The 25,372-nt window shown below is 58.6% G+C and carries 22 protein-coding genes; 20 read left to right on the forward strand and 2 right to left on the reverse strand.

The window, feature by feature from the left end; translation table 11 throughout:
* The first annotated feature begins 22 nt into the window (after positions 1–22).
* The 14 genes from PG722_RS06980 to PG722_RS07045 all read left to right on the forward strand — a co-directional run bounded on the left by PG722_RS06980 (position 23) and on the right by PG722_RS07045 (position 15,378).
* A complete protein-coding gene (locus PG722_RS06980; RefSeq protein ID WP_116704621.1) occupies positions 23–736 on the forward strand; it encodes a zinc metallopeptidase in 714 nt (237 codons plus the stop codon).
* On the forward strand, positions 726–2,072 hold the full coding sequence (rsmB, locus tag PG722_RS06985; RefSeq protein WP_270580077.1) for a 16S rRNA (cytosine(967)-C(5))-methyltransferase RsmB: 1,347 nt from the start codon (positions 726–728) through the stop codon (positions 2,070–2,072). The genes PG722_RS06980 and rsmB overlap by 11 nt, the downstream gene beginning before the upstream one ends.
* Before the next feature lie 68 nt (positions 2,073–2,140).
* Entirely contained in the window at positions 2,141–3,190 is a 1,050-nt protein-coding gene (rlmN, locus tag PG722_RS06990) for a 23S rRNA (adenine(2503)-C(2))-methyltransferase RlmN (protein ID WP_270580078.1), read from the forward strand.
* A gap of 44 nt (positions 3,191–3,234) precedes the next feature.
* A complete protein-coding gene (locus tag PG722_RS06995; RefSeq protein ID WP_118564022.1) occupies positions 3,235–3,987 on the forward strand; it encodes a Stp1/IreP family PP2C-type Ser/Thr phosphatase in 753 nt (250 codons plus the stop codon).
* A 6-nt stretch (positions 3,988–3,993) separates the two neighbouring features.
* Positions 3,994–6,099, forward strand: a complete 2,106-nt coding sequence (gene pknB / locus PG722_RS07000; RefSeq protein ID WP_270580079.1) for a Stk1 family PASTA domain-containing Ser/Thr kinase — start codon at positions 3,994–3,996, stop codon at positions 6,097–6,099.
* A 17-nt stretch (positions 6,100–6,116) separates the two neighbouring features.
* Complete coding sequence (rsgA, locus tag PG722_RS07005) at positions 6,117–7,016, forward strand: ribosome small subunit-dependent GTPase A (protein ID WP_243022142.1); 900 nt, start codon at positions 6,117–6,119, stop codon at positions 7,014–7,016.
* Positions 6,986–7,642 carry a thiamine diphosphokinase gene (locus PG722_RS07010; protein WP_117488788.1) on the forward strand — a complete coding sequence of 219 codons (657 nt, stop codon included), beginning with the start codon at positions 6,986–6,988 and terminating at the stop codon, positions 7,640–7,642. Before rsgA ends, PG722_RS07010 begins: the two co-directional genes overlap by 31 nt.
* A 147-nt stretch (positions 7,643–7,789) precedes the next feature.
* Positions 7,790–8,989, forward strand: coding sequence for a pyridoxal phosphate-dependent aminotransferase (locus PG722_RS07015; protein ID WP_270580081.1), 1,200 nt, complete (start codon positions 7,790–7,792; stop codon positions 8,987–8,989).
* Between the two features lie 302 nt (positions 8,990–9,291).
* Positions 9,292–10,722, forward strand: coding sequence for an adenylosuccinate lyase (purB, locus tag PG722_RS07020; RefSeq protein ID WP_118647666.1), 1,431 nt, complete (start codon positions 9,292–9,294; stop codon positions 10,720–10,722).
* A 329-nt stretch (positions 10,723–11,051) separates the two neighbouring features.
* The gene (gene secD, locus PG722_RS07025) at positions 11,052–13,442 is read left to right on the forward strand and encodes a protein translocase subunit SecD (protein WP_270580083.1); all 2,391 of its coding nucleotides are present in this window, start codon (positions 11,052–11,054) and stop codon (positions 13,440–13,442) included.
* Between the two features lie 217 nt (positions 13,443–13,659).
* Entirely contained in the window at positions 13,660–14,115 is a 456-nt protein-coding gene (gene nrdR / locus PG722_RS07030) for a transcriptional regulator NrdR (protein ID WP_270418404.1), read from the forward strand.
* A 58-nt stretch (positions 14,116–14,173) separates the two neighbouring features.
* Positions 14,174–14,764, forward strand: a complete 591-nt coding sequence (locus tag PG722_RS07035; RefSeq protein ID WP_270580085.1) for an HD domain-containing protein — start codon at positions 14,174–14,176, stop codon at positions 14,762–14,764.
* A gap of 105 nt (positions 14,765–14,869) precedes the next feature.
* Complete coding sequence (locus PG722_RS07040; protein ID WP_270580086.1) at positions 14,870–15,115, forward strand: hypothetical protein; 246 nt, start codon at positions 14,870–14,872, stop codon at positions 15,113–15,115.
* Positions 15,112–15,378 (forward strand): phage holin, encoded by a 267-nt coding sequence (locus PG722_RS07045; protein WP_118478442.1) that lies wholly within the window; start codon positions 15,112–15,114, stop codon positions 15,376–15,378. The genes PG722_RS07040 and PG722_RS07045 overlap by 4 nt, the downstream gene beginning before the upstream one ends.
* A gap of 71 nt (positions 15,379–15,449) precedes the next feature.
* Here the strand turns inward: PG722_RS07045 and hisC are convergent, their stop codons facing one another.
* Positions 15,450–16,505 carry a histidinol-phosphate transaminase gene (gene hisC / locus PG722_RS07050; RefSeq protein ID WP_270580087.1) on the reverse strand — a complete coding sequence of 352 codons (1,056 nt, stop codon included), beginning with the start codon at positions 16,503–16,505 and terminating at the stop codon, positions 15,450–15,452.
* Between the two features lie 377 nt (positions 16,506–16,882).
* Between hisC and PG722_RS07055 the strand changes: the two genes are divergently transcribed.
* Complete coding sequence (locus PG722_RS07055; RefSeq protein ID WP_199667355.1) at positions 16,883–18,133, forward strand: replication-associated recombination protein A; 1,251 nt, start codon at positions 16,883–16,885, stop codon at positions 18,131–18,133.
* Positions 18,134–18,183: 50 nt separating this feature from the next.
* Here the strand turns inward: PG722_RS07055 and PG722_RS07060 are convergent, their stop codons facing one another.
* Positions 18,184–19,122, reverse strand: coding sequence for a S1 RNA-binding domain-containing protein (locus PG722_RS07060; RefSeq protein WP_270580088.1), 939 nt, complete (start codon positions 19,120–19,122; stop codon positions 18,184–18,186).
* A gap of 119 nt (positions 19,123–19,241) precedes the next feature.
* Between PG722_RS07060 and PG722_RS07065 the strand changes: the two genes are divergently transcribed.
* From PG722_RS07065 to PG722_RS07085, 5 genes are all read left to right on the forward strand, one after another.
* The gene (locus PG722_RS07065; protein WP_110435094.1) at positions 19,242–19,481 is read left to right on the forward strand and encodes a FeoA family protein; all 240 of its coding nucleotides are present in this window, start codon (positions 19,242–19,244) and stop codon (positions 19,479–19,481) included.
* On the forward strand, positions 19,478–21,325 hold the full coding sequence (gene feoB / locus PG722_RS07070) for a ferrous iron transporter B (protein WP_270580089.1): 1,848 nt from the start codon (positions 19,478–19,480) through the stop codon (positions 21,323–21,325). Before PG722_RS07065 ends, feoB begins: the two co-directional genes overlap by 4 nt.
* Before the next feature lie 277 nt (positions 21,326–21,602).
* Positions 21,603–23,984, forward strand: coding sequence for a diguanylate cyclase (locus tag PG722_RS07075; RefSeq protein ID WP_270580090.1), 2,382 nt, complete (start codon positions 21,603–21,605; stop codon positions 23,982–23,984).
* A 14-nt stretch (positions 23,985–23,998) separates the two neighbouring features.
* Positions 23,999–24,346 carry an Hpt domain-containing protein gene (locus PG722_RS07080; protein ID WP_227109741.1) on the forward strand — a complete coding sequence of 116 codons (348 nt, stop codon included), beginning with the start codon at positions 23,999–24,001 and terminating at the stop codon, positions 24,344–24,346.
* 93 nt (positions 24,347–24,439) lie between these two features.
* Positions 24,440–25,321, forward strand: coding sequence for an aldose 1-epimerase family protein (locus PG722_RS07085; RefSeq protein ID WP_270580091.1), 882 nt, complete (start codon positions 24,440–24,442; stop codon positions 25,319–25,321).
* The last annotated feature ends 51 nt before the right edge of the window (positions 25,322–25,372 follow it).

Raw genomic sequence — 25,372 nt, forward strand, 5'->3', positions numbered from 1 at the left:
GCTCCGGTATGGAGGTTTTCTTATGCCTTATCATGGTTACTACTACGGCATTGATATGTACTACATCGTACTGGTTCTGCCGTGCGTTTTATTTGCATTCTGGGCACAGAGCAAGGTAAACAGCACGTTTAACCGCTACTCGCGGGTGCAAAATCTGCGGGGACTGACCGGCGCACAGGCGGCGGAGGCGGTGCTGCGGTACAACGGCGTTTCCGGCGTGCGCATTGAGTACGTTTCCGGCAAGCTGACCGACCATTTTGACCCGAGAAGCAATGTCATTCGCTTATCGAGTGCGGTGTACTCGTCCACGTCGGTGGCGTCCATCGGCGTTGCCGCGCACGAGGCAGGGCACGCGGTGCAGTACGCCATCGGCTATGCGCCGATCAAGCTGCGTGCGGCGATCATCCCGCTGACGCAGTTCGGCTCGATGGCGGCGATGCCGCTGCTGATCCTCGGCCTGATCCTTAACACGAGCACGCTCGTCACGATCGGCATTGCGGCGTTCGGTCTGTCCACGCTGTTCCAGCTGGTGACCCTGCCGGTGGAGCTGGACGCATCCCGCCGCGCCCTGCAGACCATTCAGCAGAACGGCCTGCTGACCGCAGACGAGTACCCGATGGCGAAAAAGACGCTCACGGCGGCGGCGCTGACCTATGTTGCCGCGCTGGCGACCTCGCTGGCACAGCTGCTGCGTCTGGTGCTGATTTTTGGAGGAAGAGACCGCAATGATAGATAAACGTCCCAAAACACCGCGTGAAGTGGCGGCATTTTCGCTGTTTTCCATGGCAGAGGAGGCCGCCTGGTCGGACGGTGCGCTGCACCACTATTTATCCCGCACGGGACTGGACAGCCGTGATGCGGCGCTGGCCTCGCGGCTGACCTACGGCACGGTGCAGAACCAAATTTTACTGGACTGGTACTTGCGGCACTTCTCGAGCGTGCGGCTGAAAAAGATCGCGCCGCGTGTGCTGGCGTGCCTGCGGATGGGTCTTTACCAGCTCATCTTGATGGATAAGATTCCCGCGCATGCGGCGGTTGCCGAGACGGTCGCGCTGGTCAAGCACTACGGCCATGCAAATGACCGCACGGTCGCCTTTGCCAATGCGGTGCTGAGAAATGCCGCAAATGCGGCCCAAAACGGCTCTTTGCCGCGCCTGAACTGCCCGGATAAGGAAAGCTACTACGCGCTGCAGTACAGCCATCCGGAGTGGCTCGTGCGCCTGCTTTCCGAGCAGTACGGCCAGAAGCTGACGCAGAAAATCTGTCAGGCGGATAACGCGGACGCGCCGATTTCGGTGCGCGTGAACACGATGAAGAATACGCCGGAGCAGGCAAAAGAGGAACTTGAAGCCGCCGGACTGACCGTGCAGCCGCACGAGGCATTCCCGGAAATCCTGCTGTGCAGCGGCGGAGACGCAGCCGCGCTTCCGGCGTTTATCGAGGGCCGCGTGACCGTGCAGGACGCGGCAAGCGCACTCGCGGCGGCGGTCGCTGACCCGAAACTGGGCAGCACCGTGCTCGACTGCTGCGCGGCGCCCGGCGGCAAGAGCTTTGCCATGGCTGAAAAAATGCAGGGGAAAGGCAGCGTCACCTCGTGCGATATTTACGAGCACAAGCTGAAACGCATCCGCGACGGCGCAGCCCGCCTCGGATTGCCGAATATCCGCACCGAGCTGCAGGACGCGTCGGTCTGCCGCGAGGAATGGAAGGACAGCGCGGACGTTGTGCTGTGCGACGTGCCCTGCTCGGGACTGGGCATTATCCGCAAGAAACCCGAAATCCGGTTCAAAAATCCGGATGAGATCGCCGGACTGCCGGAGATTCAGGCGAGAATCCTTGCAAACTGTGCACAGTATGTAAAGAAGGGCGGCACGCTCGTTTACTCGACCTGTACCATCCTGCAGCGGGAAAACGAGGACGTTGTCCGCGCGTTTCTCACCGAAAACCCGGAGTTTGAAGCGGTTTCGTGGACGCATCCGGTCTGCGGAGAGAGGGCAGACCGGATGGTGACGCTGCTGCCGCCCGTTCACAATACGGATGGATTCTTTATTGCGAAAATGCACCGTAAGTGATAGTGGAATCGTAGGGCGGGGCGCCCGCCCTACAGGAAAACGAGAGAGAAGATTTGAAGGAGAGACACATGGTCGAAATCAAATCCCTTACAATAGATGAACTGAAAAGCGCTTTGAAGGAAATGGGCGAAAAGCCGTTCCGTGCGGGACAGATCTTCAAATGGCTTCACGAGGGTGTGGAGTCCTTTGAAGAGATGTCCAACTTATCCAAGGACTTACGGGCGCGTTTAGCGGAAAATTTCCTGCTGACCGTACCGGAGGTTGCCCGCAAGCAGGTGAGCCGCGTTGACGGCACGGTGAAATACTTATGGCGTCTGCGGGACGGCAACTGCGTGGAGTCCGTACTGATGCACTACGAGCACGGCGTGTCGGTCTGCGTTTCGACGCAGGTCGGCTGCCGGATGGGCTGCAAGTTCTGTGCCTCCGGTCTGAACGGACGCACGCGCAGTCTGTCCGCAGGCGAGATTCTGGACGAAATCCTGTTCATGCAGAAGGACAGCGGCGAAAAGGTCTCCAACATTGTGCTGATGGGCACCGGTGAGCCGCTCGACAACTATGAAAACGTGCTCAAATTCCTGCATCTGGTGAGCTGCCCGGAGGGGATCAACATCGGGCAGCGCCATATCTCCTTGTCAACCAGCGGAATTGCTGATAGAATAGAGATGTTAGCACGGGAAAAGCTGCAGATCACGCTGTCCGTGTCGCTGCACGCGCCGGATGACGAAACACGCTCGTCCATCATGCCGGTGAACGACGCGTATCCGGTCGAGCGCTTGATGAAGGCGTGCCGTTACTATTTCGACACCACCGGACGGCGCATTTCCTACGAGTACATGATGGCGCGCGACAAGACCGACCGCCCGTGGCAGGCCGACCTGCTGGCCAAGCTGCTGAAAGGAAGACCGGCACACGTCAACCTCATTCCGCTGAATGAGGTTGCGGAAAGTCCGCTGAAGCCGTCCAGGCCGGAAACCGTCCGCAGGTTCCAGCAGGCGCTCGAGAAGCGCGGCGTTACCGCGACCGTAAGGCGCAAGCTGGGTCCGGATATTGATGCGGCGTGCGGTCAGCTCCGACAGCGGCAGCTGAAGGAGGACGGAAAGGGCAGTTCTCGTGATTAACTTGAATATTCTCACATATAAACACAATCGAAGGAGGTTGTGAAATGGAATATTTCGGCTTGACCGATAAGGGACGGGTGCGCCCGACCAATCAGGATATTTTTCAGATCGAAGCGCGGGAGGACAACCGGACCGCGCTCCTCGTCGTGTGCGACGGCATGGGCGGTGCAAATGCGGGCAACGTAGCCAGCCGCTTTGCCGCGCAGAGCTTTATCGAGTCCGCGGGTGACGCTTTAAGCGGCACGCTGGACGAAACGGCACGGCAGAACCTGCTGACGCAGGCGCTCAAGCAGGCGAACGAGACGGTTTTCTCTCTGGCGGGCAGGCAGCCGGAGTTCCGCGGCATGGGCACGACGCTGGTTGCCGCGCTCATTCAGGGCGACTGCGCGACCGTTATCAACGTGGGTGACAGCCGCGCGTACCGCTTTGACGGCGAAGCCATGCACCAGATCAGCGAGGACCACTCCTATGTGGAGGAGATGCGCCGCCGCGGCAAGATCACCGAGGCGGATGCGCGCACCCATCCGCAGAAAAACCTCATCACCCGTGCGGTAGGCGTGGAGCCGTATGTCGAAGGCGACCTGTTTGAGGTGCGCCTGACCGAAAAGGACATGCTGCTGCTCTGCTCGGACGGTCTGACCGGCATGGCGGAGGACAGCCGGATCGCGGAGGTGCTGGCAAACGCGCCGACGCTCGAGCTGGCCGGTGACGCGCTGCTGCAGCTGGCGCTTGACGGCGGCGGCCGCGACAACATCACCGTTGCGCTGTTCACCCTCGGCAAAAAGCAGGGAGCGTGACAGATTATGGATAAATATATCGGCAGTATGCTCGGCGGACGCTATCAGATTGAGGAAATCGTCGGCGTCGGCGGCATGGCGGTCGTTTATCGGGCGCGGGATACCATTCTCGGGCGCGATGTGGCACTCAAGGTGCTCAAAAAGGAGTTCGCGGAGGACCCGGATATCCGCAAGCGGTTCTCCATTGAGTCGCGCGCCGTTGCCAAGCTGAGCCACCACAATATTGTTTCCGTGTTCGACGTCGGCAGCGAGGACGGCACGGATTATATCGTTATGGAGCTGATCGAGGGCATCACCCTCAAGCAGTATCTGCAGCGCAAGGGCCATCTGTCGTGGGAGGAGACCATTTTCTTCGCTGAGCAGGTTGCCCGCGCACTCATGCACGCACACTCGCGCGGCATCATCCATCAGGACGTTAAGCCGCAGAACGTTATCATTCTGCGGGACGGTACGGCAAAGCTGACCGATTTCGGCATTGCCTCGTTCGCTGCCGCGCAGGAGACCCGCGTGGTGCAGGAGGCCATCGGCTCGGTGCACTATATCTCGCCGGAGCAGGCCAAGGGCAGCAAGATCGACTACCGCACCGACCTGTACTCGCTTGGCGTGATGATGTACGAAATGCTGACCGGCAAGCTGCCGTTTGAGGGCGAAACCGCGCTCCAGATCGTCATGCAGCACATCAATGAGGTGCCGATCATCCCGAGCGCGTTTGTGCCGGGCATTCCCAAGGGCGTGGACGACATTGTCATGCACGCCATGAGCGCGAACATCAGCCGCCGGTACGAGTCCGCGGAAAAGATGTACGAGGATATGGAGCAGATCCGCTCGGACCCGAATGCACGCTTCCACTATGTGGCAAGCGAGGATAACTCGGGCGAGACGCAGATCATCGGCGCGGACATTCAGCGTGCGGCGCGCCGCAGTGCGGCAGAGCATGAAGCCGCTTCCGTTGAGGGCGCAGCTGCGCCGCGCACCCGCACGCGCACGCAGACCCGGACCCGCACCCGCACCGGTTTCCGCAAAAAGGAACAGGATGAGCCGGACGGCTTTTTTGAAAAGCTGGCCGAGCGCCCCGGCATGGCGGTCGGCATGGCGGTCGGCGTGATTGCGGTGATCAGTCTGCTGCTGGTCGGCATTCTGATGCTCACCGGCAGCAGCGACAAGTCGGAGAAGATTATCGTGCCCGACCTCATCGGACGCAATATCGACGAAGTGATGGCCGACCCGGATATAACCGACAACTTCACGGTAAAGGAAGCGACCGAACGGCAGGAATCCGACCGTCCGGTCGGTGAGATACTCGAGCAGGACCCGGACGGCGACGGCAAGAAAAAGGCAACCAAGGGTACGATCATCACGGTAACGGTATCCTCGGGCGGCGAAAACGTCAAGGATACCTACAAGGTGATCGACTTTACCGGCAAGACGCTCGATTATGTGCAGGCGGCGCTGGCATCGCACGACATCAAGTGCGAGGTCGTTGAGGAATACAGCGACGACGTGGAGGAAGGCAAGGTCATCCGCACCGACCCGGAGGCGGGCGCCGAGCTGGAAAAGGGCGCGACGCTGACCGTCTATATCAGCAAGGGCAAGCAGAAGGACGATAACGAAAACGTCTCCGTGCCCGGTCTGCTCGGCATGACCGAGGACCAAGCACGCGCGGCGCTGGAGGCAAAGGGCCTGAAGATCGGCTCGGTAGACTCGGTGGACAGCTCTGCGGAAGCGGGGTCGGTCGTATGGCAGTCGCAGGATGCCGGTGCTGAGGTGACCAAGGGCAGCACGGTCAACATCCAGATCTCCAAGGGCAAGAGCACATCGAACAATAACTCGCCGGATAATAACAGCGGCGGCAATTCCGGCGGTCAGGACAACGGCGATGGCGGCTATGACGATACGCCGAGTCTCGGCAGTGCGACCATTCCGGTTTCGCTGCCGGACAACACGGATACCGCGCATGTTATCATCTATGTGGACGGCGTGATCCAGTATGACGACACCTGCAGCACGAGCGGCGGAAGCACGTCCATCTCGGTGAGCGGCTCGGTGGGCGACCATGATGTTACGGTCAGCGTGGACGGTTCGACTACCTCGCAGACGTACACATTCAGTTAAAAACGGAGGAATTAAGTTTGATCGAAGGGATCATTCTGAAGGGCATCGGCGGTTTCTACTATGTGGATACCGCCGAGGGTCTCATTGAATGCAAAGCACGCGGACGGTTCCGCAAGACCGTGGGCAAGCCTATCGTCGGGGACCGGGTAACGCTGGAAATCCAGCCGGAGGACGGCACCGGCTATCTGCAGACGATCGCGCCGCGCAAGAACAGCCTGATCCGGCCGGCTGTGGCGAATCTGGATCTGGTCGTTGCCGTGGCGAGCGCGGCACCGCCGGTAACCGACCCGTTCCTGATCGACAAGGTAACGGCGATCGCGGTGCACAAGAACATGGACGCACTGGTCGTCATCAACAAGACGGATGCGAATCCGGGTGACGAGCTGTATGAAACCTACCGCAGGAGCGGCATCGAGGTGCTGCGCGTGAGCGCGCACACCGGCGAAGGCATTGACGCACTGCGCGAGCGCATCCGCGGCAGGGTGAGCGCGTTTGCGGGCAACTCGGGTGTCGGCAAGTCGAGCGTGCTCAACCGGCTGGACAGCTCGTTCGGCGCTGAGGTCGGTGCGATTTCGGACAAGATCGGCCGCGGCAAGCACACCACCCGTCATGTGGAGCTGCATCCGATCGAAGGCGGCGGCTACATCGCGGACACGCCCGGCTTCTCCTCGTTTGAGACCGAGCAGATGGATTTGGTGCTGGCCGAGGATCTGCAGTACGCATTTCCGGAGTTCGAGCCGTACATCGGGCAGTGTAAATTCACCGGCTGCGCGCATGTCAAGGAGAAGGGCTGCGCCATCCTTGCGGCGGTCGAGAATGGAGAAATTGCGAAAACCCGTCATGAAAGCTATGTAAAGCTGTACGAAAGTGTAAAGGATCTGAAGGAATGGGAACTTACCAAGGGCGGCACGCGCTGATTTTTGCGGCTGCACCGGAAACCGATTACGGTTATATCCGCGCGTTTCTGCGCGAGCATCCGTCCGCGCTTGTTGCGTGTGCGGACGGCGGTCTGCGGCATGCGCGGGCGCTCGGTCTGCATCCGGATTTCATGATCTCCGACCGGGATTCCATGACCGAGGTGGAGGGAGAGGACGTTATCCTCTTGAAGCCCGAAAAGGACGACACGGATTCGCAGAGCTGTCTGCGCGAGGTGTTCCGCCGCGGCTGCCGCGAGGCGACGCTCGTGTGTGCGACCGGCGGGCGCATCGACCATATGCTGGCAAATCTCTCACTGCTTGAGGAAGCAAAGACGCTCGGCGGTCACCTGACCATCCTCGATCCGTACAACCGCGTCGAGCTGCATCAGGGCGGACGGCAGGAATTCATCATGCCGGAGACGTTTACCTACTTCTCGGTCGTGCCGATGGACGCGGTGCTCGAGGGCGTGACCATCGAGAATGCAAAATATGAATTAACGAACGGCACGGTTACCCGTGTCGGCATGATCTCCACCTCGAACGAGGCAAAACCGAACAGCCGCTTTGCCGTCACGATTGAACGGGGAACGGCTCTGATTATCTTCTCGCGCGACCGTGTTTTGTGAAAATTCCACCCCTGACCCGCCAATATCGGCGGGTTTTTTTATTGTGTCGATTTTGCAATTTATTAAGTCAGGACTTGCAAAAATAAGTTCGCAGGCATATAATAAAAACACATGATAACTGATGAGAGATATAAGGGAGTGCTGAGCATGGCATTGAAGCCGATTTCCAAGATTGCAGCAGGTGTGCAGGCGTCCACGACGCTGGCCATTGATTCGCTGTTCAAGCAGATGAAGGCAGAGGGCAAGGACGTTGTCGGCTTTGGTGCCGGTGAGCCGGATTTTCCGACGCCGGAGCACATCAAGCAGGCCGGTATCGAGGCCATTGAGAACAACCAGACCAAGTACACGCCGGCAGCCGGTCTGATGGACCTGCGCAAGGCAGCCTGCTACCGTCTGAAGGAGGACTGCGGTCTGGACTACGAGCCGACGCAGATCGTTGTGGCTTCGGGTGCAAAGCACTCGGTCTATATCGCGCTGATGACGCTGTGCAACCCGGGCGATGAGGTCGTTATCGCGGCTCCGTACTGGGTAAGCTATTCCGAGATGGTAAAGCAGGCAGGTGCAATCCCGGTCATCGTAGCCGCAACCGAGGAGGCGGACTTCAAGATCACCGCAGAGCAGCTGGACGCCGCCATCACCGACAAGACCAAGGTGTTCATGCTGAACTCTCCGTCCAACCCGACCGGCATGGTATACACCAAGGCCGAGCTGGAGGCGATCGCTGAGGTTTGCTGCCGCCATAACATCTACGTTATCGCGGATGAGATTTACTGCAACCTTGTATATGATAACAATGAGTTCGTTTCGTTCGCTTCTCTGGGCGAGGATGTGAAGAACCGCACCATTCTGGTAAACGGCGTATCCAAGAGCTACGCGATGACCGGCTGGCGTATCGGTTACAGCGCGTCCAATCCGCAGCTGGCCAAGGTGATGGCGAACTACCTGAGCCACTCCACCTCTGCACCGTCCACCATTTCCCAGCAGGCGGCCATCACCGCGCTGACCGGCCCGCAGGAGGACATGCAGGTGATGAAGCAGGCGTTCGAGCAGCGCCGCGACCATCTGGTAGAGCGCATGAACAAGATCGAGGGCGTTTCCTGCATCAAGCCGGAGGGCGCGTTCTATGTTATGATGAACATGAAGGGCTTCCTCGGCAAGACCATGTACGGCAAGGTCATCGAGAGCGCCGAGGACTTCGCGCAGCTGTTCCTTGAGAAGGGTCTGGTTGCGACCGTTCCGTGCACCGCATTTGCCGCGCCGGGCTTCGTCCGCTGGAGCTATGCGACCTCGCTCACCGAGATTGACAAGGGTCTCGACCGCCTCGAGGCGTTTATCAAAAACGCGTAAGCATGCGTAATTCTGAGCAGCACTCTGAAAAGGGTGCTGTTTTTTGGTTTCTGCACCGAGCCTCTGGGGCACTTGAACCGCGCAGGCGGTGCAGGAAAAAGAGGAGGACGCAAAATCTAACGGCGAAACCGCTGCAAACTTTGTTTATTGCTACAAGATAGCGCAAAACCGGTCGGTTTTGCTTGAAATGACCGGTGCAAAGTGTTAAACTAAAATCGGACTGTTATGGAAGATTAGATACCATCCAAGTCCGTTATTTCGTTATAATTTGGATAAAATACACACCGGAAAGGACGAATAACATGAACAACGTGTACGAAAGCCCGCTTTCCTCGCGCTACGCTTCCAAGGAGATGCTCTACACCTTCTCCTCGGATATGAAGTTCTCCACCTGGCGTCGGCTGTGGCTGTCGCTGGCTAAGGCGGAGCTGGCGCTCGGTCTGCCGATCACGCAGGAGCAGGTGGACGAGATGGCCGCGCACCTGACCGACATCGACTACGATGTGGCTCGTCAGCGCGAGAAGGAGGTACGCCATGACGTTATGGCGCACGTTTATACCTTCGGCAAGGCGGCTCCCAAGGCGGCCGGCATTATCCACCTCGGCGCTACCAGCGCGTATGTCGGCGACAATACCGACATCATCCAGATCCGCGAGGGTCTGCTGCTGGTTCGCAAAAAGCTGGCGACCGTACTGGACAAGCTGGCACAGTTCGCGGATGCGCACAAGTCCCAGCCGACCCTCGGCTTCACCCACTTCCAGCCGGCACAGCTGACCACGGTCGGCAAGCGCGCTACCCTGTGGATGAACGAGCTGCTGATGGATTTGAATGAGGTAGAATACCGCATCGAAAACCTGCGCATGCTCGGCAGCAAGGGCACGACCGGCACGCAGGCGTCCTTCATGGAGCTGTTTGACGGCGACGAGAGCAAGGTTAAGGAGCTGGAGAAGCGCATTGCCGATGATTTCGGCTTTGCAGGCGTGGTTCCGGTCTCCGGCCAGACCTACTCCCGCAAGATCGACGCGCAGACGCTCGCAACGCTCGCCGGTATCGCAGAATCCGCTTCCAAGTTCGCAACCGACCTGCGTCTGCTGCAGCACCTGAAGGAAGTAGAGGAGCCGTTCGAGAAGAACCAGATCGGCTCGTCCGCCATGCCGTACAAGCGCAACCCGATGCGTTCCGAGCGTATCTGTGCACTGGCGCGCTACGTCATCTGCGACAGCCTGAACCCGGCGTTCACCTCGGCTACCCAGTGGTTCGAGCGCACGCTCGACGACTCTGCGAACAAGCGCATTTCCGTGCCGGAGGCATTCCTTGCCGTTGACGCAATCCTCAACATCATGATCAACGTCGTTTCCGGTCTGGTCGTTTACCCGAAGGTCATCGAGGCGCACGTTATGAACGAGCTGCCGTTCATGGCAACCGAGAACATCATGATGGACGCCGTAAAGCGCGGCGGCAACCGTCAGGACCTGCACGAGCGCATCCGCGAGCACTCCATGGCTGCGGGCAAGCGCATCAAGGAGGAGGGCCTCGAGAACGATATGGTTGACCGCATTGCCGGCGACCCGATGTTCGGCATGACCCGTGAGCAGATCCTCGAGCACCTCGACCCGTCCGCTTACATCGGCCGCTGCCCGTCGCAGGTGGACGAGTTCCTGAACGAGTGCGTTCGTCCGGCGATTGCGCCTTATCTGACCGGTGAGGACGTAAAGGTAGAGATCAACCTTTGATTCGTTTCAGATTATAGTCTGAAACGAGATAGGATGTACCGCACACGGCGCGGATACATTCCGGGCGCATATTTGCGCGCCGCACGCGGCACACAAATATGCTTACCGGTATAAAAATCGGTGCTAACCTTGCGCGGCATTAAAAAGCCGCGCTGCACAGGTACATGCCCCACGGTTTTTATGAATATCCCGCGCAGCGGGATATTCTATTGCACACGCGCCACAGGCGCGGAATTGTTATACAATATGTGCAGAATGATTGACTTTTTGGCTATTATGCTGTATACTAAATCAGTTGTGTAACAAAAAAATAAAGGAGGCACTTGCAAGTGAAAAAGAGTGTAACTTCCTTTATCGCGGTCATGCTGATCATCATTTTCCTCGGCGTGACGGCGGTAACAGGAGTGTACATTCCGGGCGGCTGGACCATGCCGTTCCGGAACACGGCAACGTCCGACACGTCTGCGACGGATACGAGCGACACCTCGTCTACCGACAGCAGCGCAGACAAGGCGGACAACAAGGCAGACAGCACGGATGCGTCTGCTGACACCTCTGCTGACTCGGCTTCGACCGATTCTGCAGACACGACAGACTCCGGTCTGAAGGCCATCATCCCGAGCGTACTCGATACCGACAACGGTATCCGTCTGGGTCTGGATCTGGTCGGCGGCTCCCGTATCGTATACGAGGCCGAAATCCCGGACGGCTACGACACCAGCAACCTGTCCGACGACATGAACTCGGTACAGAAGGTCATCCGTCAGCGACTGACCGGTAAGGGCTTTACCGAGGCTACCGTATCCCTCAGCGGCGAGAACCGCGTAACGGTTGAGATCCCGCAGATCACCAACCCGGAGGAGGCCGTACAGACCCTCGGCACCACCGCACAGCTCACCTTTGTTGATGCTGACGGCAAGGAGTGGCTGACCGGCTCTGACGTTAAGAAAGCTACTTACGGCTATGGCCGCCCGACCGGCAACGAAGTTGCGGATACCCATTATGTAGAGGTACAGTTTACCTCTGAGGGCAAGCAGAAGTTTGCTGAAGCGACCGAGAGCATCGCGGCCCGCACTGACGGCACCAACGTGATGGCTATCGTCATGGACGATCAGGTTATTTCCGCACCGTCCGTTTCTTCCAAGATCGACAGCGACAGCTGCGTAATCTCCGGCTCGTTCACCCGCGACAGCGCGACCGAGCTGGCAAACCTCATCAACGCAGGTCAGATTCCGTTCTCGCTCAAGCAGGTAGAGCTTCGCTCTGTCGGCCCGCAGCTCGGCGCTGACGCGATGAGCTCCAGCCTGAAGGCAGGTATGATCGGTCTGGTACTTGTTATGCTGTTCATGATCATCATGTACCGCATTCCGGGCTTTGTTTCCTGCCTCGCTCTGTGCTTCTACATGGTTATCGAGGCGCTGCTGTTCAGCCTGATCCGCGTAAACCTGTCCCTGCCGGGCATTGCAGGTATCATCCTGTCCATCGGTATGGCGGTTGACGCAAACGTCATTATCTTCGAGCGCATCAAGGAGGAAATGGCTGCCGGCAAGACCGTCAAGAGCGCTATTGACTCCGGCTTCAAGCGTGCGTTCACCGCAATTCTGGACTCCAACATCACCACCCTGATCGCGTGCGGCGTGCTGTTCTTCCTTGGCACCGGCACGATCGTCGGCTTCGCTACCACGCTGGGCATCGGTGTTATCGTGTCCATGTTCACTGCGCTGACCATCACGCACTTCCTGCTCAGACGCATGGTGGATTTCCACATCCGCAATCCGAAGGCTTACGGCCTGCGCGAGCGCAAGGAAGAGAAGAAGCATTTCCCGATCCTCAAGAACTTCAAGATCTTTGGCGGTATCTCTGTCGTACTGATCGTAACCGGCCTTGTTGCGCTGATTCTGCTGCCGTTCGGCAAGAACCTGTTCAACCTGAGCATCGACTTTGCCGGCGGTACCGAGATGGAGTTCAACATGCATACCGCTGTTACGCAGGATATCCAGACCGAGGTCAGCGATCTGTTCAAGGACGCAACCGGTGTGGACGCATCCTCTGTAACCTCCTCCGGTGACGGCAATGAGGACGTGCTGATCCGCTCCACCTCCATCGACTCCGAGCAGCGTGCTGCCGTGATCGACAAGATGCTGGAGAAGTACAGCCTTGCCGATACCGATATCCTCAACAACAACGACGTATCCGCTTCTGTCGGCAGCGACCTGCAGCGTTCGGCATTCATCTGCTCGATCCTTGCAATCCTGCTGATGCTGGTGTACATCACCTTCCGCTTCGAGCTGACCAGTGGTCTGGCTGCGATCTGCTGCCTGGTTCACGATCTGCTCGTTATGCTGAGCGTTTACGTTCTGCTGCAGATTCCGCTCGACAGCAACTTCATTGCTGCTGCACTGACCATCCTCGGCTACTCCATCAACGCGTCCATCATCGTATTCGACCGCGTTCGTGAGAACCTGCGCACCGCGCGCAAGGAGCCGTTTGAGGTCATCGGCGAGAAGAGCATCTGGCAGACCATGGGCCGTACCATCAACACCACGCTTACCACGCTGTTCACCATCGGCATGGTATACATCCTCGGTGTTCCGTCGCTCAAGCAGTTCACCCTGCCGCTGATCGTCGGTATCCTGGCCGGCGGCTGGTCGTCCGTTATGCTGTCTACCGGTCTGTGGGGCTTCTTCCGTAAGAAGTTCCGCCGCCGTCGCAAGATCTAACGACTATCGAAAAGGCACCCGTTCGGGTGCCTTTTTGCGTTTGTTTATCGGCACAGGGGGAGCGGTACAGAGAAAGGAGCCGCCCGGAGGGCAGGGCAGGAAAAGGTGCCGCTTTATCACAATAAAAAATTGACTTAACAGCACCCCGCGTAGTATAATAACAGCAGACAGATAACAAACCACGCGCGTGAAGCGGTGTTCACAAGGGGGAAGTACGATGAAGTGCCCATTTTGCAGCTTTGAAGACAGCAAGGTCGTAGACTCCCGTCCGACGGACGAGGGTACCAGCATCCGTCGCCGGCGTGAATGTCTCCACTGCGGAAAACGCTTTACCACCTACGAGACGGTAGAGCGCATGCCGCTTATGCTGATCAAGCGCGATGGCACGCGGCAGGCGTACGACCGCCAGAAGCTGCTCAACGGTCTGGTGAAGGCGTGCGAGAAACGCCCGGTTTCGCTGATGCAGCTGGAACAGATCGTCGATCACGTTGAGCAGAAGCTGTTCAGCTCGCTCGAAAGCGAGGTTTCCAGCAAGGTCATCGGTGAGCTTGTCATGGAGCAGCTGCGTAAGGTTGATGAGGTCGCGTATGTGCGGTTTGCCTCGGTCTACCGCCAGTTTAAGGACATCAACACCTTTATGGAAGAGCTGAACACGCTCCTCAAAGATAAATAATTCGGCGGGTATGGCGCAGGCTGTACCCGTTTTTTCATATCGAAAGGAAGATGGATTTATGGACGAACGGCTGCAGAAACAGCTGAATTTCATTCTTGAGATCGACAAGGAGAAGAACATTTTCCGGCAGACGCATCTCTCCGGCCACGGCCGCCGCGAGAACGACGCCGAGCACGCATGGCACATGGCCATCATGGCGTATCTGCTGCAGGAATATTCCAACGAGCCGGTGGATGTGGCGCGGGTCATGCTCATGTGCCTGCTGCACGATGTGGTGGAGATTGACGCAGGTGACACATACGCCTACGACACCGACGGTCTGCAGACGCAGAAGACGCGCGAGGACGCGGCAAAGCAGCGCATTTATTCGCTCCTGCCGGACGACCAGAAGCACGAGCTGATGGCTGTTTTTGACGAATTTGAGGCCGATGAGACCGCCGAGGCGCACTTTGCCCACGCGATGGACAATCTGCAGCCGCTTCTGCTCAACAACAGCAACGGCGGCAGCGACTGGGCTGACCACGATGTGACCGCTAAGCAGGTCTACGGCCGCCAGAGCCGCACGGAGAAAGGCTCGGCGTACCTGTATGAGCTGACAGATAACATTCTGCAGGCGAACATCGAAAAGGGTGCGCTCAAAGAAAAATAAAAGAAAATAGGAATAGTTTTCGACCGAGTTGACCATTCGTGGTCAATTTTCGCCGCCGAACGGCGTATGGGTGCAGGCACTTATGCGAAGCAAGGAGGTGAAAACGTGTCAGCTGAGATCATCATTGCGGGACTGAGTCTGCTGGGGACGCTGGCGGGCACGGCCGGCGGCATGATCGTCTCCGGCAAGCTGGTCAATTACCGCATCGAGCAGCTTGAAAAGAAGGTCGAAAAGCACAATAACCTCATCACCCGAACCTTCAGGCTGGAGCAGCAGGTCGCGCTGCTGGACGAGCGTGTCCGCGTGGCTAACCACCGCATCAGTGATTTGGAAAAGGAGGAAGTCGAGTGAACTGGAAGGTGCGGTTTAGGAATCCGGTGTTCTGGGTGCAGATCGTCGTGAGCGCGTTCGCCGCGGTGCTGGCGTATGCCGGTCTGACCGCCGCTGACCTCACCACCTGGGAGAGTGTCGGCGCGCTGCTCTGCAATGCGGTGCGCAATCCGTATTGCCTGTTCCTTGTGCTGTCGAGCGTGTGGAACGCCGTCAATGACCCGACAACTAAGGGTGTCGCGGACAGCGAACGGGCAAGGCAGTATACCATTCCGCAGAAGTAAACAGAAAAAACCCCTCTCATAGAGCAATGTCAGCTTAACTTGCTGGCATTGCTCGTTTGAGAGGGTTTTTCTTACAGAATCTCTTTCAGCGCGGCGATAAGCTTATCCATCTGCTCATCCGTGCCGACGGTGATACGCAGGTAATTATCAATGCGCGGCAGCTTGAAATAGCGGATAAAGATACCCTTTTCGCGCAGGGCGGCGAAGATATCCGGCGCTTTCTTGTTCGGATGGGTGACAAACAGGAAGTTTGTCAGCGACGGCAGCACGGTAAAGCCGAGCGCCCGCAGCGCCTCCGCCGAGCGGTCGCGGGTGGTGCTGACCTTGCGGCAGGTCTGCTGGAAATAGTCCTCGTCGCGGATGGATGCCTCACCGACAGCGAGTGCGATGGCGTCCATCGTGTACGAGTTGTACGAGTTTTTAACCGCCTCGAGCGTGGAAATCAGCGTCTCCGAGCCGAGCGCGTAGCCGATGCGCATGCCCGCGAGCGAGCGCGACTTGCTGGTTGTCTGCACGATGAGCAGGTTTTCGTACTTGCCGAGCAGCGGAACCGCGCTCTGCGCGCCGAAGTCCACATACGCCTCGTCGATGATGACAACGCAGTCCTGATTGTGCTGCAGCAGGTCCTCGAGGAACTCGAGCGTTACGCCGCGGCCGGTCGGCGCGTTCGGGTTCGGCAGCACGATACCGCCGTTCGGCTTGTCGTAATCACGCACATTGACGCAGAAATCCTCGTCAAGCGGCATGTTTTCGTACGGAATGCGGAACAGATCGCACCACACCGGATAGAACGAGTAGGTGATATCCGGGTAGAGGATGGGCTTGTCCGAGCAGAAGAACGACTGGAACGCCAGCGCAAGCACATCATCCGAGCCGTTGCCGAGGAATACCTGCGACGGCTGCAGGTCAAACCGCTCTGCGATAGCGGTTTTGAGTGCTTTTGCGTTCGCATCCGGGTAAATCGCGAGTTTTGCGGCGTCAAACGTGCGCAGAACCTCGGTCACGCCCGGAGCGGGCGGGTATGGGTTTTCGTTGGCGTTCAGCTTGATGATATCGGCGGTTTTCGGCTGCTCGCCCGGCACATACGGGTCGATCTTGCGCAGCTTATCGAGAAAAGGCTTGTCCATGGGGAGACCTCCTGTGTTCGTTTTCTTTGATGGGGATAGTTTATCATAATAAAGTGATAAAGTCAAGAGGGTTTGTCGATAACGAAAGTTTGTGATATAATTTCACATATATCAATATTGAAATGATACACCGTAGGGCGGGGTGCCCTCAGAAGGTGAATTGCCCGTAGGGCAAGAGAAGCCACCCTGGGGTGTCCCGCCGTCTAACGATTGGCACATGTTATTTCGTAGGGGAGCACAGTGTGCTCCCACGCAACGTCACATTACACGGTTCCCGGGCGAACAATGTTCGCCCCTACGATTACGCAATGTGCAGATGATTTAATATACGGCGGGGCACCCCGCCCTGCGGAGAAGATTATAAACGAGGGAAGAAAATGTACCAACCTTTAGCAGATAAAATCCGTCCGAAGACTTTGGACGATGTGGTCGGGCAGCGGCATTTACTGGGCGAAAACGGCCTTTTGCGCCGCGTCATTGAAAGCGGCAGCATCCCGAACCTGATATTTTACGGGCCGTCCGGCGTGGGCAAGACCACGGTTGCGTCCATCATCGCGCAGCAGACCGACCGCAAGCTGTACCACCTGAACGCCACCACGGCGGGCATTGCCGACATCAAGGCGATCATTGACGAGCTGGACACCTTCCTTGCGCCGAACGGTGCGCTCGTGTACCTCGATGAGATCCAGTATTTCAACAAAAAGCAGCAGCAGAGCCTGCTGGAGTTCATCGAAACCGGAAAGATCACGCTGATCGCATCGACGACGGAAAACCCGTATTTTTACATCTACAACGCGATTTTAAGCCGCTGCACGGTATTCGAGTTCAAGCCGGTCGAGGCTGCCGATATGCGCCGGGCAGTGGAACGTGCGTTGAAACTTGCGATGGGCGAGGACGCGAAGCCGGTCGAGGACGGTGTGGCGGATTACATCGCGCAGGCGGTCGGCGGCGACGTACGCAAGGCGCTCGGTGCGGTCGAGCTGCTCGTCTCCGGTGCGGGGGCGGACGGCATCACGCTCGCGGACGCGCAGCAGGCGGCGCAGCGCTCGAATATGCGCTACGACCGCGACGGTGACAGCCATTATGACATCCTCTCGGCGCTGCAGAAGTCTGTGCGCGGCTCCGACCCGGATGCGGCGCTGCATTATCTCGCGCGGCTGCTCGAGGCAGGCGATATGATCTCCGCGGCGCGGCGCATGCTTGTCATTGCGAGTGAGGATATCGGTTTGGCGTACCCGCAGTGCGCCGCCATCGTCAAGGCGTGCGTGGACAGCGCGTTTCAGTTGGGATTGCCCGAGGCGCGGATTCCGCTTGCGGAAGCGATCATTTTGATGGCGACCGCGCCCAAGTCCAACAGTGCCATCAACGGCATTGATGCCGCCATTGCCGACATTCGGGCGGGCAGGGCAGGCGATATTCCGGCGCACCTCAAGGATACGCATTACGGCGGCGCAAAGAAATTAGGCCGCGGACTGACGTATCAGTATCCGCATATGTACCCCAACCATTGGGTGCAGCAGGAGTATCTGCCCGAGGAGCTGCGCGGTGCACAATACTACGAATACGGCCCGAATAAGACCGAACAGGCCGCGAAAGCGTACTGGGATAGAGTGAAAAATCAGAAATAATGGAAAATGGAGAATGAACGTGACGGTTTCATTCTCCATTTTTTTGCTGTTCACTCGAAAACGGTTTTAACCGGCTTTTTATCGCACCCAACCGGCGTATAGGTCCACGCATCAATATGTCCGCCCGTGATGAAATACCGTGGCGGTGTCGGTGCGTCATACGGCGAGAGAACGTCGATGATGGTCAGCTTTACCTTCATCCGCTGCGGCAGGATGGACTTGATGTACACGGATACCGCCATGCCGGGCCGCAGGTCTGCGCGCGGCTCCGCGAGACCGGACAGGTTGGGCGTAAGCTCGATGAACACGCCGTACGGCTCGATGGAGCGGACAACGCCGCGCACGGTCTCACCGACGGAGAACAGCGCCGCGTTCTGCGCCCAGGTGCCGAGCAGCTCGCGGTGGGTGAGCGAAATTCGCCGGTTTTCCGGCTCTACGGTGCGGACAGCGGCTAAAATGGACTGCCCGACGGTCAATCGGTCGCTCGGGTGGCAGATGCGCGACACGGACAGATTTTCGATGCCGATGAGCGACGGCACGCCGCAGCCTGCGTCCACGAACGCGCCGAACGGCTCCAGATGCGTTACGCGCGCCGGAATCACGTCACCCGGACGGAGGGAATCGAGCAGCCGGTCCTGCGCCTTCTGCTGAACGATGGTGCGCGACAGCCACGCCGTGGGCGGGTCCGTGCTCTCGTCGATATCGGTGACGACGAAGCAGGTGGGCTTGCCTACACGCGACAGGATGGCAATCTCGCGCGTGTCGCCCTCTGCCACGCCGAGCGCGCAGGACACGCGCGGCAGGATGCCCTGCGCGATGCCGAGGTCGAACAGCAGGTCGTGCGCGGCGGTGCACCGCTGGGCGACGGCTTCCAGAATGCGTCCCTCGTCCTGCGCCTGCCGCAGTGCGCCGAGCGTTGAAAATGCCTGCCGAACCGCAGGCTGTACCATGTAGCTGCCCTCAGGCAGATAGGATTCGCTTGTTTTCATATGCAGCCGAGCCTCCTTTGGGGTCTGCCTTACTATATGTGCAGGCAGGGCAGAGTAGCACCAAATTTCGCAAAAGTGCATAGTCTGTAAGCAGAAATTATGGATAAGGGGCTGATTGGATGGCAGATTCGGCAAATATTTCGCTGTCGGCGCTGCGGGACGGACAGCAGGCGCGGGTTGCGGCGCTGCACCTCAGCGGCGGCATGCGGCGGCGCGTGCAGGATTTAGGGTTAGTGCCGGGCACGCGCGTCACCTGTGTGCGGCGTGCGCTTTCGGGCGACCCAATCGCGTACCGGATACGCGGCGCGGTGGTTGCTCTGCGTAAATGCGATGCCGCTCAAATCGAGGTGCAGCCATGAGGCGCACCGTGGCGTTGGCGGGCAACCCGAACGTCGGCAAATCGACCGTGTTCAACGCCCTGACCGGCAGCCGTCAGCACACCGGCAACTGGAGCGGAAAAACAGTCGCGTGCGCCGAGGGCAGGCTGCGCGGCGGCGGTCTGACGCTGACCGACCTGCCGGGTACTTACTCGCTGCGGGCGCACTCAGAGGAGGAGCGTGCCGCGCGGGAATTTCTGGTTTCGGGTCAGGCGTGCGCGGTGGTGCTCGTGGCGGACGCGGGCTGTCTGGAGCGCAGCCTCATCCTCGCTTTGCAGGTGCTGGAGGTACAGAAAAACGCCATTCTGTGCCTGAATCTCATGGACGAAGCCGCGAAAAAGGGCATTGAGATTGATGTTGCCGCGCTCGAGCGAGAGCTTGGCATACCGGTGATACCGTGCGCCGCACGGCAGGGAAAGGGTCTGCACGAGCTCGAAGCCGCGATACGCCGAGCGGCGGCAGGCGAAAATGAAACGCACCCGACCGCCATCCGCTATCCGGCGATGGACGAGGATTTGACGGAGGAGCAGAGGGACGATATTGCAACCGCAGCGGCGGCACTCCGCGCGGAGGAGATCGCACTGACGTGCGTCAAGCAGCCGGAATGCGCCTGCGTGCGGGACGATAAAGCGGACGATGTTATCCTCAGCCGGAGATTTGGCGTGCCGCTCATGCTTTTACTGCTCGCAGGCGTGTTTTACCTCACCTTATTCGGCGCAAACGTGCCGAGCGAGTGGCTGAGCACGCATCTTCTGGCACTCGGCACGCCGTTTGCGGGCGCGCTTGCGAAGCTGGGACTGCCGCCGTTTTTCGTCTCGATGCTGACCGACGGGTTATGGCGCGTACTGGCAACCGTAGTCTCGGTCATGCTGCCGCCGATGGCGATCTTCTTCCCGCTGTTCACGCTGCTCGAGGACGCAGGCTACCTGCCGCGCGTGGCGTTTCAGCTTGACCACGCCTTCCAGTGCGCGAGAGCGAGCGGCAAGCAGAGCCTGACCATGTGCATGGGCTTCGGGTGCAACGCCTGCGGCGTGACAGGCTGCCGCATCATCGACTCGCCGCGGGAGCGGCTGATCGCCATCCTCACCAACAGCTTTGCGCCGTGCAACGGACGGTTTCCGCTGCTCATTTTTCTGTGCTCGGTGTTTTTCGCGGGCAGCGCGGCAGGCGGCGCGCTGCTGCTGACCGGCGTCATCGCGGCAAGTGTTGGCTTGACGCTGCTCGTGTCGCGCATTCTCTCGGCAACGGTTTTGCGCGGAGAGGCGGTATCGTTTGCGCTCGAGCTGCCGCCGTACCGCATGCCGCAGATCGGGCGCGTTATTGTGCGCAGCGTGCGCGACCGGACGCTGTTCGTCCTTGCGAGAGCCGCCGCCGTGGCGGCTCCGGCGGGCGTGCTCATCTGGCTGCTCGCCAATGTGCAGATAGGGAATACAGCTATCCTGTCGCACATCACGGCATTTTTAGACCCGGCAGCGCGGGTGTTCGGAATAGACGGCGTGATACTGCTTGCGTTCATCCTCGGCTTTCCGGCGAACGAGCTGGTCATGCCGCTCATCGTGATGGGCTACCTCTCGTCCGGCACGATTGCCTCCGGCGTGGACTTTGCCTCCTTCCGCGCGCTGCTGCTGGCAAACGGCTGGACGGTGCAGACCGCGCTCTGCACACTGGTGCTCACCGTGGCGCATGCACCGTGCTCGACAACCTGCCTTACCATCCTGCAGGAGACGCGCAGCGCAAAGTGGACACTGGCGGCGGTGCTGATTCCTGCGGGAGTCGGGCTTGCCTTTTGCATATTGATACACTGCATGCTTGCTTCGGCAGGCTGAAAAGCAGGAAAAAAGTGCGTTTTTTTTTTTTTTTTTTAGGGTAAAATGTGTGAAATGTTAAAAAATCTGCATTTTCAAAACAAAATAGCTTGCATAAACCTGTAAAGAATGTTATCATACTAATGGATTATTTTAGCGTTATCCCTGCCGGTTTTCTGCCCTGCAGACCTCGGCTTTTATGCATGCAGATGCATGCAGGAACACGATTTGTTTTATGCGGCCTGTGATCAATCAATCACGGTATCTATTGCTTGACCGGCAGGAGGTTTTAGCACGAATGAAAGAGAAAAGCACGATTCTGATCGTAGATGATTCCGAGCTGAATCGCACGATCTTAACCGATATTCTTGGTGATGAATACAATTTTATCGAGGCGGAAAACGGCGCACGCGCGATCGAGCTGCTGCGGACGCACACCGATATCGACCTTATCCTGCTGGATATGGTCATGCCGGAGATGAACGGCTTTGACGTGCTGACCGCGATGAACAACAACCGCCAGATCGAGGATATCCCGGTGGTGATGATCTCGGCGGAGAACGGCATCGAGCACATCGAGCGCGCGTATGACCTCGGCGTTATCGACTATATCAGCCGCCCGTTCGACCGCATGGTCGTGCGCCGCCGCGTGGTCAACGCGCTGATACTGGCCGCCAAGCAGAAGCGGCTGATGCGGCTTGCCGCCGAGCAGATTTACGAAAAAGAAAAGATCAGCGACCTGATGATCAATATCTTCAGCCATATTGTCGAGTTCCGCAACGGCGAGAGCGGCCCGCATGTGCTGCACATCCGCACCATCACCGAGGTGCTGCTGAGCCGTCTGGTGCAGAAGACCGACCGCTATTCGCTGACGCAGGAGGATATTCAGCTGATCTCGAGTGCGTCCGCGCTGCACGATATCGGCAAGGTCAGTATTCCGGATGAGATCATCAACAAGCCCGGCAAGCTGACAAAGGAAGAGTTCGAGATCATGAAGTCGCACACGACGGTCGGCGCGGATATCCTGCACGGCCTGCCGTTCTCGAATGAGGAGCCGCTGCTCAAGACCGCGTATGAGATCGCGCGCTGGCATCACGAGCGCTACGACGGCCGCGGCTATCCGGACGGCCTGACCGGCGAGGAGATCCCGATTGCGGCGCAGGTCGTTTCGGTTGCCGATGTGTACGACGCGCTGACAAGCGTGCGCTGCTACAAGTCCGCGTATGACCACGAGACCGCCCTGCGGATGATCGTAAACGGCGAGTGCGGCACGTTCAATCCGCTGCTGCTCGAGTGCCTGCTCGATGCGTCGCTGCAGATCAGGGAGCGTCTGCGCGAGGCGAACGAGGGATATATGCACAGCACGGCGCGCACGCAGCAGCTTTCGACCGAAATGATGCTCAAGCAGGCGACGCCGCAGGTCGGGCGCTCGATTCAGGCGCTCGAGACCGAGCGTATCAAGACCGACTTCTTTGCCAAGCAGTCCTGCGGCATTCAGTTCGACTATGATGCGGCAACGCGCACCATCTCTGTGACGGACCACACGGATACGCTGCCGTTTGGCAGCCGTCTGTATGATGCGGCGGATACGGAAAAATTCACGATCTTCAGCAAGGATGACCTTCACCGCCTGGAAAACGCGCTGTATGTTACCACGCGGGATGCTCCGGATGTCAGCATGCCGATCACCCTGCGGTTTCCGGAGGTCGGCTGGGAACACGAGTACATGCTCGCGGCTCGTGCGCTCTGGTCGAGTGACGCCAAGCCGCGGTATCTCGGCGCTGTCGGTCAGTTCCGCGAGCTGCAGACCGATATCATGCTGCCGGAAATGGCGCTGCCGGATTCCGGCGCTGTCACCGGCAGGCAGCTTGCGGATGCAATGCAGGGAATGAGCCGCATTTTTGATGTGGTGCGGCTGGTTGATCCGAAAAGGGGCGAAATCCTGCAGCTGAATGCGGACGGCACGTTCTCGGACCGCGTCCTGCCGTGCTCTCCGGTGTGGAACCACGGAAAGCGATGCAGCAGATGCATTTCCTGCTGCTGCATGGAGGAAAAGACGCGCATGAGCAAGCTGGAGCTTACCGACGAGTGCGCGTATCAGCTGATTTCGCGCTATCTGGTCGTGGACGGACGCGAGTGCGTGCTCGAGCTGGGCAGCAGGCTCAGCGACAGCGTTTGGGTGACGAGCGGCGGGCGGCAGTTCCGGCTGGATGCCTCGCACGGAGAGGATTTTTATCTGGATCCGGTGACAGGCGCGTACGGGCGCCGCTACCTCGAGGACCAGCAGCCCGAGCTGGAAAAGGCGGAGGCGCTGGCGGTGATCGACATTGACAACTTTAAGGAGATCAACGACGAATACGGCCACCTTGCGGGCGACGCGGTGCTGCGGCACGTTGCGAATGTCATTCTCGCGCGCGTCAACACAGCGGACACACTCGTCCGCTACGGCGGTGATGAATTTGTGCTGCTGCTGTCGCATATCCCGGCGGAGAAATTTCGTTCGACACTCGAGCGCATTCGGGGAGCCGTGTACACGACCGAAATCCCGCAGTACAAGAATATCCACCCGACCGTCAGCATCGGCGGTGTGTATCAGGCGCATCCGCTGATCGAGGCCATCCGCCGGGCGGACAAGCTGATGTACTGGGCAAAGCAAAAGCGCAACGACGTACAGACCTGAGGAGGAGTACATACATGAATCTGGAAGAGTTTTATGCACAGATCGGCGGCGATTATGCGGACACGCTGCAGCGCCTGTGCAATGAGAACATGGTGAAAAAGTTCGTGAAGAAGTATCAGGATGACCCGACCTGCGCCGACCTGCACAACGCGGTGGAGCAGCAGGACTGGGAAGCTGCCTTTCGCGGTGCGCATACCCTCAAGGGCGTAGCGCAGAACCTCGGCTTTGAGCGGCTGTATCAGGTCAGCGCTGTGCTGACCGAGGCCATGAGAGGGGAGAAGCCGCTCGAGGACAGGAGCCTGCTCGACGCCGTGGAGCAGCAGGATGCCGCAATCCGCAGAGCGATTTCGGAGCTGGAGTAAAAGCAAAGGACGAACCGTTTGGTTCGTCCTTTTTTCTTGACTTTGCCGGATAAAGTGGGTATCCTTAACATAAGAGTAAAGGAGGAAAAACCCATGCAGGTATTGGAAAACGAACGCTTTCGGGTGGAAATTAACGAATTCGGTGCCGAACTGACCCGCTTTACGAGCAAAAAGGACGGCACGGAGTACGTCTGGAAGGGCGATCCGGCGGCATGGAAACGGCATGCGCCCATTCTGTTCCCAATCGTGGGACGGCTCAAGGATAAGACCTATACGGTGGACGGTAAGCCGTATGAGATCACGCAGCACGGCTTCGGGCGCGATCTGGAGTGGCAGGCACAGAAGATCAGCGGCACCTGTGCGGAATTCACGCTCACGCCGAGCGAGTACACGAAAAAGATGTATCCGTGGGATTTTATCTGCACCGTGCGCTATACTTTGGACGGAAATGCGCTGAAAAAGGAGCATATCGTCAAGAATACGAGCGATTCCGTGATGTATTACGAGGTTGGCGGTCATGACGCCTACACGCTCTGCTGGGAGGACGGCGAGAAGATAACCGACTACTATGTGGAGTTTGAGGGCACGGATGCGCTCAGCCGCATTGCAACCGACGAGAACGTCATGCTGACCGCCGACCGCATTTCCGTTCCGCTGACCGACGGCAGACTGCCGATTTCCCGCGAGCTGTTTGCAAACGATGCGGTCATGACCGAGGGTCTGCCGTTCCGCACGGCGACCATTGCCAGCACGAAGAACCGCCGCCGTGTGACGATGGACTTCACCGACTTCGACTATTTCGCAGTGTGGAGCCCGTACAAGGATTTCGAGGTACCGTTCGTCTGCCTCGAGCCGTGGAGCACCCTGCCGGACGGCAATCACCTTGACCATGCCATTGAGCACAAGCAGGGCATCCGCAAGCTGAATCCAAACGAGAGCGAAACCCTGACGTTCACTACCATCATCGACGAGTAATGCACAGCCTGTGCATAAAAAAGAGGACTGCGTTTGCAGTCCTCTTTGCTT

It is taken from the genome of Butyricicoccus sp. OF27-2pH9A (assembly GCF_027693185.1).
Lineage (GTDB): Bacteria > Bacillota > Clostridia > Oscillospirales > Butyricicoccaceae > Agathobaculum > Agathobaculum butyriciproducens.